Annotated in this window: 9 protein-coding genes; 4 read left to right on the top strand and 5 right to left on the bottom strand. The window is 46.9% G+C overall.

From position 1 onward, the window contains the following. The first annotated feature begins 1,309 nt into the window (after positions 1–1,309). Positions 1,310–3,856, top strand: a complete 2,547-nt coding sequence (locus ACJJI7_RS04230; protein WP_444902577.1) for an alpha amylase C-terminal domain-containing protein — start codon at positions 1,310–1,312, stop codon at positions 3,854–3,856. An 88-nt stretch (positions 3,857–3,944) separates the two neighbouring features. On the opposite strand, the gene ACJJI7_RS04225 is transcribed toward ACJJI7_RS04230, so the two are convergent. The 3 genes from ACJJI7_RS04225 to ACJJI7_RS04215 all read right to left on the bottom strand — a co-directional run bounded on the left by ACJJI7_RS04225 (position 3,945) and on the right by ACJJI7_RS04215 (position 11,789). Continuing rightward, the gene (locus tag ACJJI7_RS04225) at positions 3,945–7,061 is read right to left on the bottom strand and encodes an FG-GAP repeat domain-containing protein (RefSeq protein WP_444902578.1); all 3,117 of its coding nucleotides are present in this window, start codon (positions 7,059–7,061) and stop codon (positions 3,945–3,947) included. A gap of 302 nt (positions 7,062–7,363) precedes the next feature. Then, on the bottom strand, positions 7,364–9,295 hold the full coding sequence (locus ACJJI7_RS04220) for an alpha-amylase family protein (RefSeq protein ID WP_353375587.1): 1,932 nt from the start codon (positions 9,293–9,295) through the stop codon (positions 7,364–7,366). A 52-nt stretch (positions 9,296–9,347) separates the two neighbouring features. After that, the gene (locus ACJJI7_RS04215) at positions 9,348–11,789 is read right to left on the bottom strand and encodes a glycoside hydrolase family 31 protein (protein ID WP_444902579.1); all 2,442 of its coding nucleotides are present in this window, start codon (positions 11,787–11,789) and stop codon (positions 9,348–9,350) included. A 184-nt stretch (positions 11,790–11,973) separates the two neighbouring features. On the opposite strand from ACJJI7_RS04215, the gene ACJJI7_RS04210 reads away from it, so the two are divergent. Then, positions 11,974–13,491 (top strand): MFS transporter, encoded by a 1,518-nt coding sequence (locus ACJJI7_RS04210; protein WP_020414385.1) that lies wholly within the window; start codon positions 11,974–11,976, stop codon positions 13,489–13,491. Between the two features lie 166 nt (positions 13,492–13,657). After that, positions 13,658–15,064: an alanine/glycine:cation symporter family protein gene (locus ACJJI7_RS04205; protein ID WP_020414386.1), complete on the top strand. Its 1,407-nt coding sequence runs from the start codon at positions 13,658–13,660 to the stop codon at positions 15,062–15,064. A gap of 51 nt (positions 15,065–15,115) precedes the next feature. On the opposite strand, the gene ACJJI7_RS04200 is transcribed toward ACJJI7_RS04205, so the two are convergent. After that, positions 15,116–15,562 carry a L,D-transpeptidase family protein gene (locus ACJJI7_RS04200; protein WP_169337133.1) on the bottom strand — a complete coding sequence of 149 codons (447 nt, stop codon included), beginning with the start codon at positions 15,560–15,562 and terminating at the stop codon, positions 15,116–15,118. Continuing rightward, positions 15,520–15,759, bottom strand: a complete 240-nt coding sequence (locus ACJJI7_RS04195) for a hypothetical protein (RefSeq protein ID WP_353375589.1) — start codon at positions 15,757–15,759, stop codon at positions 15,520–15,522. The genes ACJJI7_RS04200 and ACJJI7_RS04195 overlap by 43 nt, the downstream gene beginning before the upstream one ends. 1,091 nt (positions 15,760–16,850) lie before the next feature. On the opposite strand from ACJJI7_RS04195, the gene ACJJI7_RS04190 reads away from it, so the two are divergent. Continuing rightward, on the top strand, positions 16,851–17,231 hold the full coding sequence (locus tag ACJJI7_RS04190) for a hypothetical protein (RefSeq protein WP_020414390.1): 381 nt from the start codon (positions 16,851–16,853) through the stop codon (positions 17,229–17,231). Positions 17,232–17,249: the final 18 nt, after the last annotated feature.

Here is a 17,249-nt window from a genome sequence, read left to right as displayed (position 1 = left end):
TAACTTTACATAATGATAGTGATCCCTGGTATTCCTCAAAATCTTGATGAAGCTGATTTAGCAATGCTTGTTCTATGTTGCCTTTAGATTCTTCTAATTGTGCCCTAAGGTGGAAGCTATTTGGCTTGTACTCAATAAATTGATTGCTCCCTGCTCTACCTTCGAACCTGATGTAGCTACTTATCTGATCATGTATTAGTAGGTAACCATAAAAAGAGGATGCTGAAAGAATACAAGAGACAAAAACTATCAGAGAGAATTTCTTTAAGCTCACCGTATTTGTCATGTTTTAACGCTTTGAACAAACACACGCGTTAGTATGCCTGTTTGTTTAGATATGTTAATGGTTGTTCGATAGCTTATTACGCCAGTCCCTATTGAGACATTCAGCTTGAAGGTTAAAGCTGCACCTGCTCAGTATAGGGGTTCGTTTCCTTTGGTGGATAAAAGTCATTCTTGTTCCTCCTTAAGCCGTGGGTCACAGGAAATTATACTTTGCTCAATAGTTTTTGATAATTGCGGCTTGGAGCTTTTTATTACCTCACTTATCTCCCACTTAAACTAGGAAGAACTTGTAGTTCTAAGCCTTGCCAGAAAGACAGCATCAGAAGAACTATATTGTTCTGACATTTTTGAAGTTTCACTGCCTGAGTATGCAAATGCATACGTGCCAAGCAGGCTGCTAAAAAAGAGAAGTATGACTCTCACATGTTTTGTGATCATTAACGTCCGTAGTTGGGCCTGGCTTGGCGCTTAGCGGAAAGCCGGTCGACAAGCTAAGTTTGTTTTTTGAACAGTGCAGAGCTTCACTTGTCGCTAATTTCAAACCTCTGCAGATAAAGCTACTACGCCCCCCTGAAGGGGGATGTATGCATTAGTACCACTTCTTTACTCTGCTATAGGTCATTCTTCATGGAGGGTGGCCCATTGTACTGGAGTCACTGGGTTAGAAGCACTTATTAGGGTTAAATATAACAACGATAACTAGGTTTAGTTATCTCTCAGGTTGTCATTTCCCGGCAATCATTTGCACTCACTGATGCAAGTCATTCGCTTGGTTGGATTCAACTGGTGAGCATTTGCTGTGAGTACTTAGTAAATTGAACCTCATATTGATTGTTATGCATTAGCTTCTTTTATCTCTGTTGGGAGGCTCTCCTGAGCTTTAAGGCTTGCTGTTTCTAAATTGGTGACTTTGGTATTTAAATTCAGGAAATCTTGCTCCCTTGACCTGCCGTTTGTGTGATTGAGGGCTCAGATACCTGGATTAAAAAAATAACAGCGAAAAGATGACTAAGAGAAAGCAATAATGAACAATCCATTTCCCCTAAAAAGGCTACTGGCCAGTACGGGCCTTGTGCTTGGTACACTATCTAGTGCCCATGTTAATGCCGGTACCGCTTTTGTACATTTATTCGAGTGGAGCTGGAATGATATCGCCAGTGAGTGTGAGAACTTTCTCGGGCCTAAGGGTTTTGATGCGGTGCAAATATCTCCGCCCAATGAGCATATCAGCCTATCCACCTGGTGGGCGCGCTATCAGCCCGTGACTTATACAAATTTAACCAGTCGAAGTGGTACTGAGCAGGAACTGCAAAGCATGATCAACCGTTGCCATGCAGCAGGTGTGAAAGTCTACGCCGATGCGGTAATTAACCATACGGCGGCCTGGAATGGCGGTGGTACCGGTTGGGGCGGCACTCAGTGGACCTTGCTGGACCATCCGGAGTTTTCTTATAACGACTATCACTCCGATTGCACCATCAATAACTACAATGATGCCAATCACGTATGGAGCTGTAGGTTGAGTGGCTTGCCGGATTTGGATACCGGTTCCAGCTATGTACAGGGAAAACTGGCTGGTTACTTGAGTAAATTAAAAGACATGGGAATTGATGGTTTTCGTATAGATGCGGTCAAGCATATGTCCCCAAGCGATTTGCACGCCATTGTGAATCAAGCTGGCAACCCCTGGGTCTTCTCTGAGGTTATTGGTGCTGCTGGCGAAGCTTCGGAAATTCAGCCTTACAATTACACTTTTTTAGGCAGTGTCACCGAATTCAAATATGGCACCGATGTGGCCAGTAACTTCAATGGTCAGATTAAAAATCTTGCCACTATTGGTGAAGGCTGGGGGCTGCTCCCTTCTGGCGATGCGGTACATTTTATCGATAACCACGACCGCGAGCGAGGCCATGGTGGTGGTGGTAATCTGACTTATCACGATGGGGCCAAATACAACCTGGCCAATGTCTTTATGTTGGCTCATCCCTACGGTTATCCCAAGGTAATGTCGGGGTATGACTTTACCGATACTGATATTGGTCCTCCCAGCAATGGCCCGAATAATTGTCAAAATGGCGCTTGGGTCTGTCAACACCGCTGGGGCAATATCGCCAATATGGTAGGTTTCCGTAACTATACCAACGGTACTGCCATGAACAATTGGTGGGACAATGGCAATAACCAGATTGCTTTTGGCCGCGGCAACAAGGGTTTTGTGGTGATCAATAATGAGGGGGGCTCCCTGAGCCAAAGTCTCTACACCGGCATGCCCGCGGGGGATTACTGCAATGTGTTGGCGGACGATCATGAATGCAGTGGTGATGTGATTACTGTGGATGGCAATGGCTATGCTACCTTTAATGTGGCTGCCAACTCTGCTGCGGCAATTCATGGTGGCCAGTTAGTAACACCTTGTGACGATTGCGCTGAACCTGGCTTCCCTAGCCTGTACTTCCGCGGTACTGCCAATAACTGGGGCAGTACAGCATTTGAACAGGTGGGCGATAATATCTGGCAGTTGGTAGTGAACTTTGACGGTCAGGCGGACCAGCGCTTTAAACTGGATATTTATGGTGATTGGGCCGAAAATTACGGCGATGATGGTGCCGATGGTACTTTGGATAAGACCGGTGCAGATATTTATACTTCTGTAAGTGGTAATTATCGAATCGAAGTCAATGATCAGAGCCTGAGCTATACCCTTACTGAAGTTTCCTCCCAGCAGGCACCGGTAGCGGTTGTCTCTCCCTCAGCAGTTACCGTTGCGATCAATCAAAGTATCACTCTGGATGCCAGCGCTTCTAGCGATACTGATGGCAGTGTGGTGTCCTATAGCTGGAGTAGTGGTGGCAGCAACGCCAGTACTTCCCTGAGTTTCGACAGTGCTGGTACCTATACAGAAACAGTGACGGTAACGGATAACGATGACCTGACGGATAGTGACACTGCGACTATTACAGTGATTGATCCCAATGGAGGCTATGCACAAAACTTCACTGCACTGCATTTTCGGGGAACGCCCAATAGCTGGGGCACTCAGGCCATGAGTTTGGTAGCGGATAATACCTGGCGTACAACAGTCGTTTTTGATGGCAGTAGTAATCAGCGTTTCAAGTTTGATGTAAGTACTAACTGGGATGAAAATTACGGGGATAACAATGCCGATGGGTTTCTGGAGCAGGGCAGCAATGATATTTATACCAATGTGGCTGGTACTTATCTTGTTGAAGTGAATGATAAAACACTCAGTTACTCCCTAACCTGTGTGGATTGTGGCGGCCACGCCTCTAATTTTTCCTCCCTATATTTCCGTGGAACGCCAAATAATTGGGGATCTGAGGCAATGCAGTTAGTGGCGGATAACCTTTGGGAAATTTCGGTTAACTTCGATGGTCAATCCCAGCAGCGTTTTAAATTTGATGTCAATGGTGACTGGAGTGAAAACTACGGCGATAACAATACCGACAAAATTCTTGAGCGGGATGGTTCTGATATTTACATCTCTGTTACAGGAATTTATACGGTGCGGATTAATGATCAAACGATGACTTACAATGTGGATGGTCTATAGATGAACAAATAAAGCAGGCCTTGCATTAGGCCTGCTTTATTTTTTCTTGCTTTAAATTGTCTATATATACAGAAAAGAATAGTTTAGGTTATCGAGTTACATTAATAGTGAGCTCCCCCGACAACCATGTTAATTCATAAATTCCATCTTTATTGGTGTCTGTAAAATTCATGTGCCTCCACGGAGAGGATGCCAATTCGGGTGATATGCTGATGGTTTTTCCAGTTTTGGGGTCCATTTCCGCAATGTAAACTGTATTGAATTTAGCTATAGCTAATAAAATGTTTCTGTGTGATAAGCCGTAGTTCTGTATCTGTATTGCATTAACCCGATCGACATCCGGAAGGTAAGCAACACTTCTCACACTTAAATCTTGATTTAATATCATCATCCAATGGTGGTTGTATTCGGGTCTTAAACCCATCGTGACAATAATTTCATCAATTGAATCTCCATCTATATCCCCCGTTTCTATAGGGTTGAACCATATGTCTTCAATATTTTCTGAAAATATTGGGTCTCTAAACTCATCTGGAGTATCGTTAATTTGGAATTGAAATACTGGGGATTGGTAGCTATTTTCTTCAGTTAAAATACTTATTTTGTCGTAGTTTGAGACAGCAATACCCATCTTCCCACTGTTGTTGATATTGAATAATTCTAGATGGTTGCCACCATCAGATGTATTACTCCAAATTAATTCATAAGTGTTTGCATTATAGGCTTGAAGAGATGAGTCCTCATTCGTGACTACGATGCTGCTTTCCGTATTATTGCCAAGTTTACCTACTACCATGTGCCTTGGATCTGACCCTGTGGCTTCTCCAGACCATATTATTGACTCTGAAAAGAAATCATAAATTCCAGGCCTTTCATTATTTACGAAAACTAGCTCTTTTATGCCGTCATCCTGTAAGTCTAAAAGTGTTAATTGAGTGTCATAATCATCGCCTTTTGGAAGATAGATTTCTGGGCTCAAAGAGGTTTTTCCGTTGCTTGAGTCTAAAGAAAATACATATGTGGGTTCATCTAGGGAATTCGAAAGAACTAAAGCGTGGATCTCAGAAGTATTAGACTCATGTTGTTCTATAGGAAGCATGTAGCTGCGGAAGTTGGGTGCTCTTTCATCTGAATTCCATTCTAACTGGAGCTTAGAGTCCCCTGGATTTTCTGAGAAAATTGCCAAATTCTTTCCATCGTAATAAAGATACTCCAGTTCTGGATCTCCATCCATATTGAAAATCATCACATTTGAGGAGAATTGATTAGGTATTGTTCTTTCTCCTGTTAATAAGCTGGTAAATTGGAGAGTATCTGGGCTAAAGGAATATACTACTGGGAACGAACCTGATGTCGTCACAAACCTTGCAGACGTTTCCTCTGGAGGTTGGATGATGCGAAAATAATCTATGGAACCCGGATTCTCAGCGATTATGCTTTTCGTTATAGTGTCGTACGCAGTAAGATATCCGGTGTCCGGGTGAATTCCAATAATTTCCTCTACCCCATCCATATTTATATCTGCTGTTTCTATACTACGCCATTCTCTAGTAAAACCATTCTCATAGTGCCAAGCTGTTTTATAACTATTTCCATCACGGTCCAATAGAAAGCCATTACCGGTTACGATTTCCATTTCATCATCAAGGTCTAAATTACCGATGGTAAAATTAGTCCCTAGGGCTAGTGATTCTGACTGCCATTTAATTGAAAAATCTGTGCTGTCCAGAATGACTAGTTTTTCTTTGCGCTGATAACCGTCAGGTACTGGAAAAGGGGAGGTTGTGGTTTGGACTAATAGAATGATCTCTAAATTTGGGTCATTGTCCAGATTGTAAACCTTGATTTCATGAATATCGTAACCATCAACACTTGAAATTTTCGCAGGCTTAAAATTTTCATTGAATTTATACAGGCCTAATTGGGGCGGGTCTCCTACCAAGGAGTTATAATATTTTAACCCTACCAATATTTCATCTAGGCCATTGCCATCGAAGTCGGCAGAGGCAACAGATGAAATAGTTGATGCGGGTGAAAGACCATCATTATAGCTGCTTATCGAGAAAGGGTATTCCCAGTTAATTGCGAAATCAGAACCGTCATATCCCCAGATAGAAAGTCGCCTGCTGTTCTGACTGGTGGATAATACTTCTTGTGCTCCATCTCCATCAAAATCTCCAACAGTTGATAATTGAATCTTAGAAAATATATTTGAATGGCCTCTTGCAAGTGGAAATTGCCGATTCTGGTCGAGTACTTTAATTGTTCTGCTTTCACTATGTGAATATTCTGATTGGGTCAGTAGAATTTCCCAAGTGACATCCATCTCCGTATCGAACATAGGCCCAGTTGGCGTCCAACTGACCATACCACTTTCATCCATTTCCATACCATTGGGGCGTGCTTGAAATTCAAGCGTGAATGGATCGTTATCAAAATCTTCAGCTACTATTTGAAAAGTGGCTTCAGCACCATATTGTGCGGTTTCCGGCATATTGACAATAGTCAGTACAGGCAGGGAATCTTGTACCTCAGTGCTGGCAGATAGCTCGGTAGCTAGATCGCCATCTGAGGCGATTAATGTTACTGTTATTTGGTCATCTTTTGAAAAGTAGTCCGAAGGTAATGTATCTGTTGTTACACCGATAACTTCTTTTTGGTTAACTGACCACCGATACGTGGAGGTTATCTGATCACCATCCTCATCAGAGACTGTTGAAGTAACTTGTAGATCCGGCTGGGTAAAAACAGGCAAGTTAATAAAACTTAGGTTCTCGATAACCGGTGTTCTATTTTGAATAGTAATAGATGCGGTTTGCGTTACCGTATCTTTGCCATCGGTGACAGAAGCTTCTACAAGAATATTGTCGCCGCGGTTAAAGTAGGCAGGTTCAAGGTTGCTATTGGTTGCTTCACCAATAACCTCTTCGTTATTTTTCCATATATAACTGACTTCCAGCTGGTCACCGTCTTCGTCGGTTGCATCTAGCTGAATAGAGAGGGGTGTATCATTATATGCCTGTTCAGGTGATAGTAATAAACTATTGATTACAGGGGGAGTATTGTTTGCTCCATCCCCTTGACCTGAGGAGGGCTCACTATTAGAGCTACTGTTGGATGACCCTCCTCCACAAGCGGTCAATATTATAGACATAGTTGCCAGATTAATGAGTTTAATCCAGGGTTTATTAATATATATACTCACATTGTCCTCCATGTATCTGCAGCAATAATCAACATGATTTCCCTGTAACTGGTTCGAGTGTCTCAGTTATTAGTATTCTATTAGCTAATATTATTGGAATCGATGCATGTTATTTGTAATGGGAGGCAAAATAAATAATTTTTTATTTCTTTAAATAATTGTTGACTGCTTCACAGTTTTTCGATGCGTATATCTGGTTTTAAATGGGGGATGTGAATGATTTCCAGAAAAGAAGTAGCCAGAAATATGATTTTTATCGATTCTGAATTTGTGGGGAGTGTCCACTCCCCGATATAATTTCACTAAATATTTGTTGGTGAATTTTGAGGTGATGCACTTGAAATGTGGAATATGTTACTTTCGAAGGGTTTTAGTTTAAAGTGAATCTTCCCTAGCCTGTTATTTATTAGGAGATTTATCGTCCTATCAGAAATCTGGCCCTTAACCTGATACACTCCATCTTTCAAATTCCATTTACGAAGTAACTCTTCTGGTAAAACAAAATCAAATTCAGAATGTCGACTGCTAAAGTTGGCTATTACCAATAGTTTTTCACAATTGTCCCAGCGGGCAAAGGAAAATTGCTTTTCCCCATAGCCAGTACTTTGCTTGCGATTGTATTTATGCAAATCTAAATAGTTACCACGTAAGGCAGAGCTTTGCTTGGAGAAGTTGAGCAGTCGCTGGTAGAAGCTGCGCAATTCTTTTTCTTCTTTTGTCAGCAGAGCAGTGTTAAAAGCGCCCTCATTATTCCAGCGGCGTATACTGGGTACTGACCAGTAGTCGAAAATGGTGGTGCGGCTGGCTTTACCGAAGCCGGCATCTTTGTTGGCGGGTTCTCCTAACTCCTGGCCAAAGTAAACCAGGGTAGGGGCTGGAGAGAGCGCGGCGGATACCAGCATTGCAGGTTTGCCTGCCTCTGGGTTGCCAGAAAATTGTGGGCTGGCAATACGCTGCTCGTCGTGGTTCTCCATAAAGCGCAACATATGAGAGGAAATATCTACCAGGCCTGCCTGCACCTCTGCGATTTTATCTGTACTGCCCTTGTTCTCCATGACCGCGCGAATAGCGTCGTAGGTGCCGACTTTATCGTAGAGGTAATCCATTTTGCCCAGGTGCAGATAGTCCCGGTAGCGCTCCGGAGTATAGATTTCGGCAAGTAACAGTGTGTTGGGGTTGCGCATTTTGATGGAGGAATTCAGGTAGCTCCAGAATTCTACCGGTACCATACCGGCCATGTCATAGCGGAATCCATCCACGCCAAAGTCCAGCCAGTAGTGGGCGATATCGCGGAATTTTTCCCAGGTGTCCGGGACTTTCTTGTCTGCCCAAAACTGGGCGTGGGCCCGGTAGTCGCGCTCGGCATATTCCTGGGGTAGCTCAGAAAAATTCTTGCTGTCATCGGGGCGAACGCCAAAATTAATTTTGACCGTTTCATACCAGTCGAGCATTGCAGGTTGTGCACTGCGCGCGCCATTACCGGTCCATTTCGCTGGACTCTCTATAAACTGCCCATCGACAAGATCATTGACTTCGCCATTGAGTGGCTGATAACTGTCTTCTGCAACGGGCACGCGGAAGTCTTCGCCCACCACATAGTAGAAATTGTTGTTGCGGGCGTAGGTGACCTGGGTGTTGTCGCCAGCTCCAAAATCCTGTACGCCTTGGGGTTTATCGAGAGAGTGATAGGCGCGGGCTACATGGTTGGGCACTATATCGATAATCACTTTCAGACCGGCCGCGTGGCTGCGTTCCACCAGTGCGCGGAATTCCTGTAATCGCTCTGCTGGGTTATTGGCCAGGTCCGGGTTTACGCTGTAGTAATCCTTGATGGCATAGGGAGAGCCGGCGCGGCCTTTAACCACGTCTGGATCATCGTTACTGATACCGTATTCCGTATAGTCGCCAACGAGCGCGTGGTGCAGGGCACCGGTGTACCAGATATGGGTGGCGCCCAGCGCGTGGATTTCATTCAGTGCTTTTGGGGTAAAGTCGGAGAACTTACCCACACCATTCTCTTCGAGTGTGCCCCAGGGTTTGTTGGTGCTGTTAGTGTTGCCAAATAAGCGCGGCAGCACTTGGTAGATAACCGCTTTTTTCTCTGCAACTTTTTCAGCGGGCTGTATTTCTTCCGGGCCGCTCTCCTGGCTGCAGCTGGCAGCGCCGAATAGAGCAGCACCTAGTAATGAAGCCGAAATGAGTTTGGCAATAAACAGGGAATGTAACTTCTTCATTGTTTCCTGATGACTTTAAAAGTTTTTAGTCAGTGAACAGCGGTTTGCTGAATTATTGATTTTTGAGCGTTAAATCCAGCGGTTCTTTATGCCAGTCAAATTTAACCAGCAGTTGCTGCTTGCGCTTGTTGTACCAGGCCCCACGGGGTGTCTGAGCAAGGTCTTTTTCACTGTCGAAAATAGGCAGGGATTTGCCGGTAATATTGAGCTGCACGGGCACTTGTTGCCAGTTGTGAATCTTTAAAGTGACCTTGCGGGACTCCGGCATACCGGTATAGCCCTCGCCTTCACGCCTAAAGGAAAAGGATAAACCCTGCTGTTTGTTTTCTGCTGAGAAATGCAGCTTCTCGTATTTGCCTTTTTCAAAAGCTTGCGCGGTAGCACCATCATCCTCATAAACATAGCGCTCAGATTTTGCTGCTGATGGGTGCGCGTAGTAATCCAAGGTCAGGTTTTTACTGGAGTAATCACGACTGCTGTGAATACCGTCAATGGTGGGAATAATGGCGCCGGCCCGCACCAGTACAGGAATAGTTTTCAGGTTCACTTCTACCAGGGCCTGATCGCCAGAATATTGTTCATCAGTCCAGTAATCGAACCAGGTGCCGCCGGGCAGTTTTACCGCGACCTCATCCACATCTTCTTCCACGACTGGGGCAACGAGGAAATCCTGACCCCACAAGTAAGCATCCTTGTAGTCCAGTAGGGACAGATCACTTTCGTTTTCGAAAAACAGCGGGCGCATCAACGGTATGCCGGTCTGGCTGTTTTCGAAGGCGAGGGTGTAGTTGTAGGGCAGCAGGCGATAGCGCAGTTTTACATATTCGCGCAGGATGTCGCGGGTGCGGCGGTCGTGGAAAACTGGCTCGGAAGCAATATGCTCCTGGGCGTGCGGGCGGTAAACCGGTTGGAATACGCCGTACTGTAACCAGCGGATGTAGAGTTCACGGTCAAATTTCTCACCACCGGCAAAGCCACCCAGGTCTGAATGGGTGTAGCCAAAGCCCAGCAAGCCCATACTCAGAGCCAATTCCACCTGGGGCTGTAAGCCACCCCATTCCCGAGCAACGTCGCCGGTCCAGGGGATCATGCCGTAGCGCTGGGAGCCGGCAAAACCGGCGCGCATCATAATAAAGGGGCGGCGTTCAGGGTGTTTTGCCGTTTGGCGTTCGTGTAGTAATTGTGCCCAGGCGTGGCCGAAGGCGTTGTGGATTTCATCGGCCATACCGATTGCGTGAACGGTATCGGAGGGGTGAACTTCCGGTTCACCCAGGTCGCCCCACCAGCCGGCTACGCCCTGTTCCAATAACCCGTCGTAAATATTCCAGAACCAGTCGCGGCCATCTTCGGAGAAGACATCAATCAAGCCGGTATTGCCGAAGTAGAAATCAAAACGCTTGGGCTCTCCGGCCAGGTTTTTGGCCAGGGCATTATTCGCCACGGCTTCCTGCCAGCGCTCGGAGGTGGAGAGGACAAAAGGCTCGGTCACCAGAATGGTATTGATGCCGCGTTTTTTAAGGTCTGCCATCATCTTTTCTGGTTCGGGAAAGGCTTCCTTGTCCCAGGCCAGGTTGCCCATATGGCCTTTGATATCCGGGCCAAACCAGTAGAGATCCAACACCAGGGCGTCCAGGGGGAAATCTTCTTCGGCAAACTTATCCACGGTTGCGCGGACTTCGGCTTCGCTGTGATAGCCAAAGCGGGAGGCGAAGTTACCCAGGGCCCAACGGGGTGGCAGGGGCTGTTTGCCGGTGGTGGATACATAATTTTCCAGCAACTGTGGATAAGTCTCACCGGCTACCACGATGTAAGCGGTGCGCCCGGCTACGGCTTCAAATTGCAGGATATCTTCTTCGTTTGCGCCCAGATCCAGGGTGCCGGTGGCAGAGTTGTCGAACAGCAGAATGTATTTGTTGCTGGACAGTACTGCAGGCAGGGAAAAATACATCTGGTTGGATTCGGTGGTGTACCCGTAATGGGCACGGTTATACAGGGGCAGGCGTTGACCGCGACGGTCCATCCCCATAACCCGCTCTCCACCGCCCAGTAGTTTTTCCTCTGGCGACAGTGCAAAGCGGAATCCGCGCATTGTCTCGGTGGCAAAGAAGCCGCTTTCTTCACTTAGGATTGGCTCTTTACCGCGAAAGTACTCAATTCGGAAGGGAGACTTGTGGATAATTGCTGTAAGGGAGCCAGTTTGGTAGATGAGCTTGTCCTCTCCGTCCCGCAACTGGGCCTTGAACGAACTTTCCGGCTTGTCGTCAATAGCAAAAGAAGGCAGCTGTTTGATACCTTCGCTGTGGTAGTGCAGGGAGAGTGCCGAAGGGCCGACCGGTGTAAGGGAGACCTCGCCATCATTTAATTGTATGGTAAGTGAGTCTTTGCTTTGCTGATGTGCCAGGTAACTTCTTGATTCACCGGCTACAGCGAGTACGCTCAAGCAGAGGGTGCTGGCAAGGGCAATTAGACGCAGAAGGGGCAGATTTGGGATCATCGCGCGGAACTTCAGTTGATTATTTGACTATTTGTGGCTGCAGGACCTGTGCGGGCACAGGGGACCCAAGCCTATGCTAAGGCACTATTTAGTGCTTGCATCCTCCCCCTGTGGGGAGGATGGAGACCTGAGGTTGGCGTGACAGAATGGCAAAATAAGCATAAATAGAGATGCGGTGATCCCAATGACCCAATCAGTAAACGGCGCCGCCGCGCCCCGGGCCCAACAGCCGAGCCTGCCCTTCTGGCAGGTATGGAATGTCAGCCTCGGATTCCTGGGAGTGCAGTTTGGCTTCTCCCTGCAAAATGCGAATGCCAGCCGGATCTTGTCTGATTTGGGAGCGGATTTACACTCGCTGTCACTTTTCTGGATAGTGGCTCCGCTGATGGGGCTTATTGTGCAGCCTATCGTGGGCTCTGCTTCGGACCGTACCTGGAGCCGTTTTGGGCGCCGCAATCCGTATATCCTGTTTGGTGCTATTGCCGCAGCTCTGGGTATGGCGTTTATGCCCAATGCTGGAATTGTCGTAGCTCTGGTGGCGCCAATTTTGTTCGGCGGTGTAATGCTGGCACTGATGGATGCCGCCTTCAATGTCACCATGCAGCCTTTCCGCGCACTGGTGGCAGATATGGTGCCCTCAGAGCAGCGCACCTTGGGATATTCCATCCAATCCCTACTGATTAATATCGGTGCCATTTTTGGCTCTATGCTTCCATTTATCCTCACCAATGTTATCGGCCTGGAAAATACTGCCCGTGCCGGCGAAGTGGCCCCTTCGGTGATCTGGGCTTTTTATATAGGTGCAACAGTATTATTGGGTAGTGTGCTTTGGACAGTTGTGCGTACCAAGGAATACCCACCGGAGCAGTACAATGCTTATAAAGGCCTTGATGCGGAGCAGTTGCAAAAAGAGCGGGAACAGAAAGGGACACTTTTACAACGTTTGGGTGGCTTTTTCCGTTTGATGCTGAGTATGCCCCGCACTATGCGCCAGTTGGCCCTGGTGCAATTCTTCTCATGGTTCGCCCTGTTTATTATGTGGGTATACACAACCCCAGCGATTACCCAGCATGTTTGGGGAGTGGAAGCCAAGTGGTTTGATCCCGCTTACCTTGAAACTGTAAGTGAAATTCCCACGTATATCGCCGCAGCTAAGGGTGCGGCGGGTGACTGGGTGGGTATTATCTTCGCTGCCTATTCGCTGTTTGCTGCGTTGTTTTCGATTGTGTTGGCGAGGGTGGCTCAACTGCTGGGGCGCAGACTGACTTACTCACTATCTTTAGCGCTGGGAGGGTTGGGTTATATTGGGTTCTTGCTGTTTCAGGGTGGCGAGCCGACCGAGGTGAATCTGCTGATCACCCAGGTCTCTGTGCCCAGCGGTGCACTGGGTTTGTTACTGCCAATGATTGGTGTCGGTATTGCCTGGGCGGCAATTTTGGCAATGCCCTACGCGATCTTATCCGACACCCTGCCGGCAGATAAAACCGGTGTGTATATGGGAATCTTTAATTTCACAATTGCTGCACCCCAGATAATTTCTGCTTTGGTGGCGGGGCTGATCTTGAAGTCAGTGTTCGACAACCAGGCGATTTACATTATTGTTTTGGCCGGGGTGAGTATGCTGCTCGGTGCGGTATCAGTATTTTTTGTGCGGGAAACTGTAGAATCGGAAACTGAATTACGGGCTGGTACTACAGCTTAAATTAAATCCCTTTTTCCGCTAATAAGCCCCTTATTCAGGGGCTTTTTTATTGGTGTTAGTCTATCTGAATGGATTGGCCAGAAACTCTGGGGGAGCCCCTGGATTTTGACAGTTTGGTGCCTGTCTACCTAGACTGGCTCTGTCTCACAGAAAATTACAATCTCCTATGTCCTTTTTTAATGTAATCGAACAAGCTCTAAAGATCTTTGCCGATTTTGTCTGGGGGCCACCGCTGCTTGTCTTGCTAGTTGGTGGCGGATTGGCATTACTGCTTTATTCTCGCGGCCGACCCTATCGTCATTTGGGGCACAGTATCGGGCTGTTAAGTGGTCGCTATGATGACCCAAATGATCCAGGCCAGGTAAATCATAGCCAGGCACTATCTACAGCACTTTCCGGTACTCTGGGGCTGGGCAATATTGCCGGTGTGGCCATTGCCATTACCGCCGGTGGGCCGGGGGCCATTTTTTGGATGTGGGTTACCGCTTTGGTGGGGGTGGCTACAAAATTTTATACCGCGACCCTCGCCGTGATGTTTCGTGGCAGTGATACGAATGGGGAGTTGCAGGGTGGTCCCATGTATGTCATCCGTGAAGGTCTTGGTAAACGCTGGATGCCACTGGCTGTTTTATTTGCTGTGGCCGGATTGTGCGGCATGTTGCCGGTATTTCAGTCCAACCAGACTACTCAATTATTGCGAGAGTCTTTCGCCGAACCGCTGGGCTGGGTAGCACCGGGTGGTTCTCTGTTGTTTGATTTTATTATTGGCTTATTAATCGCTATTGCCTCAGCGTACGTGATTGCCGGGCGAATCCAGCGTATTGGCAAATTTTCCGAGAGAATTGTGCCAGGGATGGTGCTGTTTTATTTCACCTTGACCCTGATTGTAATCGGAAATTTTTGGGAGCAGGTTCCAGCGGCATTTGCCCTTATTTTTAGTGATGCGTTTAGTGGCCAAGCGATTGCCGGTGGTGCTCTTGGTACAGTGATCACGATCGGCGTAAGCCGAGGGGCTTTCTCTAATGAGGCGGGTATCGGTACCGAATCATTGGCGCATGGTGCGGCAAAAACCTGCGAGCCGGTGCGCGAAGGCGTGGTTGCTATGTTGGGGCCTATTGTGGATACCCTGCTGATCTGCACCTGTACCGCCCTGGTAATATTACTTACCGGGGCTTGGCAGCAAGGTGAGGGTGTGGCTGGTGTGACTCTGACCGCACAGGCATTTTCTCAGGTGTTTGGCCAGTTGGGGCCCATTCTGTTGCTGTTTATGGTGTTTCCCTTGGCCTTTAGTACAATCGTTACCTGCTGGTACTACGGTATGAAGTGCTATGTGTTTCTTTTTGGCAGTCGCTGGCAGGGGCTTTATACCGGGCTCTATATGGTGCTGATTGTGTTGGGGGCGGTGGCGTCCTTGAGTGCAGTTAACAGTATTATTATTGGCATGTACGCTGTGATGGCCGTACCTACCATGGTATCTACACTGTTGCTGGCGCGACATGTTAATCGAGCTGCTCATGATTATTTCACCCGCATGGAAGTTTCAAGGCGGAAGGGGGCAAAAGTTTCCCAATAAAAGAAAAAGGCGAACTGTTAAGTCCGCCTTTTTATAGCGCTCCAATTTTGCCTAAGGTACGACGGATACCTTTGTTCCAACTCTAGCGTGGCGATAGAAAATCTTCGCCATATGCCAGGGGATACGGATGCATCCATGGGAGGCCGGGTAACCGGGTACATAACCGGCGTGCATGGTGACCGGGCCGTTAATCCGCATCATGTAATCCATTGATGCGCCGCGGAAGCGAGACCCGGCGGGTTTGCGATGGCGGCGTACATCCACATTGCTGCGCAGTACTTGGCCACGGGCACTGATATAGTGACCGTATAAGTTTGAGCGATGACTATATTTCTTCTCAGAAATACGGAAGTTGCCTGTGGGAGTGCGATGGCCGGGTTTGCCGGTAGAGACAGGAGACATACCGGCAAGGCGCCCACCTTTATAGAAGTAGGCTATCTGGTCACTAAGGTCGATCACAATGCGTGGCGTACCCTGCACATGGGCTTTGAACCACATATGCTGGCCATATCGTGGTTGTGCCCTTTGGTATCGGCCATATCGTGGTTGTGCCCTTTGGTATCGGCCGTATCTTGAATATCCCCTTTGATTCCTGCTGTATCTCGAGTGTCCCCTGTAATCCCTTCTGTATCTGTAATCCCTGCTGTACCTGGAATGCCCGCCATAGTGCCCTCCATGTCCCTGGTGAGAGACATATCTCGAGCCTTGGCGGGCGTGGGGATTGGAGTAATCTACGGCATAGGCCAGGGGAGCTAATATTGCCGATCCTACAACCACCAGTGCGGCGGCGAATGAAGAGTTTTTACGTAGAGATCCCTGCACTTTTTGTAGGGGTGTTTTCCGTTGTGTATGTATAGTTCGATGATTTTGCAGCGAAGGTCGGTTATGCATTACACACCTCTCAATTGCCCGTGGGCTGTGCAAACAACCGCAGTTGCGAACTACTGTTACTAATCCCAGGGCGAGAGACAGGCTCCCAGTTAAGCGGGATAAGACAACAGTGAGTGATTCCCCAGTGCAGATTGCCGTTATATTCGGCATTTACTGCGGGATGGGTTAGCAGTGGTATTTGCCACTACAGGTCAAGAGGATGTTAAGGTCGCCATCTTGGGCCAATCACACCAAAATGGAATAAGGGACTTCTTTGTTAGTGCCAAGCTTGTTGGTCAGCGTTTGAACTAATAAAGCTGATACCATTTCGGACTACTCGGTGCCCCTATTTTGTCTACCGATTATCCTTTGACAGAAAAGATTGAGCGAAAGGGGTTTTATGAAAACTTAAGTTCATGGAATAGAAAAATATTCTCCGGATAACTGGTAGAGATGGAGACGTGATGTAGTAAAAAGGGGGGAGTAGAATAATTATGAAAAAGTATCTAAATAAGAGCAAGAATATACTGGATGATTTATCTTCGTGAATTCCTGAGGGCTTTACTTCCGGTGTTAAGGTTGTTCAGGGGTTGATTGAATAGCTGCCTGTTTTTGCCTCTTCCGAGAGGAATAATAAAACTGCTCAGATCTTTGATGAAAAACACTACTTTGTAATTCCTTTTGAACTTTCAGAGGTAGGTTTTACCTTGCATACTATGCGGTGTCTGCCCAAAGAAACCCCAGAGGTTAATGACCTGCCTAAGCGGCGTATTTTCACTTCTCCAATGAATATTATGAAGGCAGCCTGCGTAAATTCATGGTGGAGTCTGCCGTGGAATTTTCACTTGAGCATAAAGAAAAGCACAGAAATCCTTAAGCCAAGCTTGCCGATGATATTGACGCTTTAGATAGAAAAATGACTTTGGGAATGTTGCTCATTGGTGGTGTGGCGGCGGTTTTCAATCCTATTGTTGGTGCTGGATTGGCAGCGAAAGTACTGGTTCCCGGTGTAGGTGGGATAGTCAACAAATTTGGATTGCGTCCAGTCGGTGAGAAAATTGATGAAGCTCAATCTAAGAGAGCCATAGCAAAAGCAGAGAAAGACGTTGCCCTAAAGTTTTCTGAGGCTAGTACTCTCAAGGTTGTCAATCCAATTTTACAGGAATTGGAATTGGCTTTAAGAACTACGCAAGAACAACATGATCCGTTGAATGACCCTAATCTGGCTAGTGGATCAATTCCAGAATTGGATGGCAAGCACTGGAGAGGATTAACTGAGAAAGCAATTTTTCATTAATATAAAGATATTTATTCT

It is taken from the genome of Microbulbifer variabilis (assembly GCF_056232115.1).
This window is presented reverse-complemented; position numbering and strand designations above follow the sequence as displayed.

Excerpts from the sequence above, each read along its gene's own strand:
- ACJJI7_RS04230 (WP_444902577.1), top strand. The coding sequence starts at position 1,310 with ATGAACAATCCATTTCCCCTAAAAAGGCTACTGGCCAGTACGGGCCTT.
- ACJJI7_RS04220 (WP_353375587.1), bottom strand. The coding sequence starts at position 9,295 with ATGAAGAAGTTACATTCCCTGTTTATTGCCAAACTCATTTCGGCTTCA.
- ACJJI7_RS04215 (WP_444902579.1), bottom strand. The coding sequence starts at position 11,789 with ATGATCCCAAATCTGCCCCTTCTGCGTCTAATTGCCCTTGCCAGCACC.
- ACJJI7_RS04210 (WP_020414385.1), top strand. The coding sequence starts at position 11,974 with ATGACCCAATCAGTAAACGGCGCCGCCGCGCCCCGGGCCCAACAGCCG.
- ACJJI7_RS04205 (WP_020414386.1), top strand. The coding sequence starts at position 13,658 with ATGTCCTTTTTTAATGTAATCGAACAAGCTCTAAAGATCTTTGCCGAT.
- ACJJI7_RS04200 (WP_169337133.1), bottom strand. The coding sequence starts at position 15,562 with ATGTGGTTCAAAGCCCATGTGCAGGGTACGCCACGCATTGTGATCGAC.
- ACJJI7_RS04195 (WP_353375589.1), bottom strand. The coding sequence starts at position 15,759 with ATGTCTCTCACCAGGGACATGGAGGGCACTATGGCGGGCATTCCAGGT.
- ACJJI7_RS04190 (WP_020414390.1), top strand. The coding sequence starts at position 16,851 with ATGACTTTGGGAATGTTGCTCATTGGTGGTGTGGCGGCGGTTTTCAAT.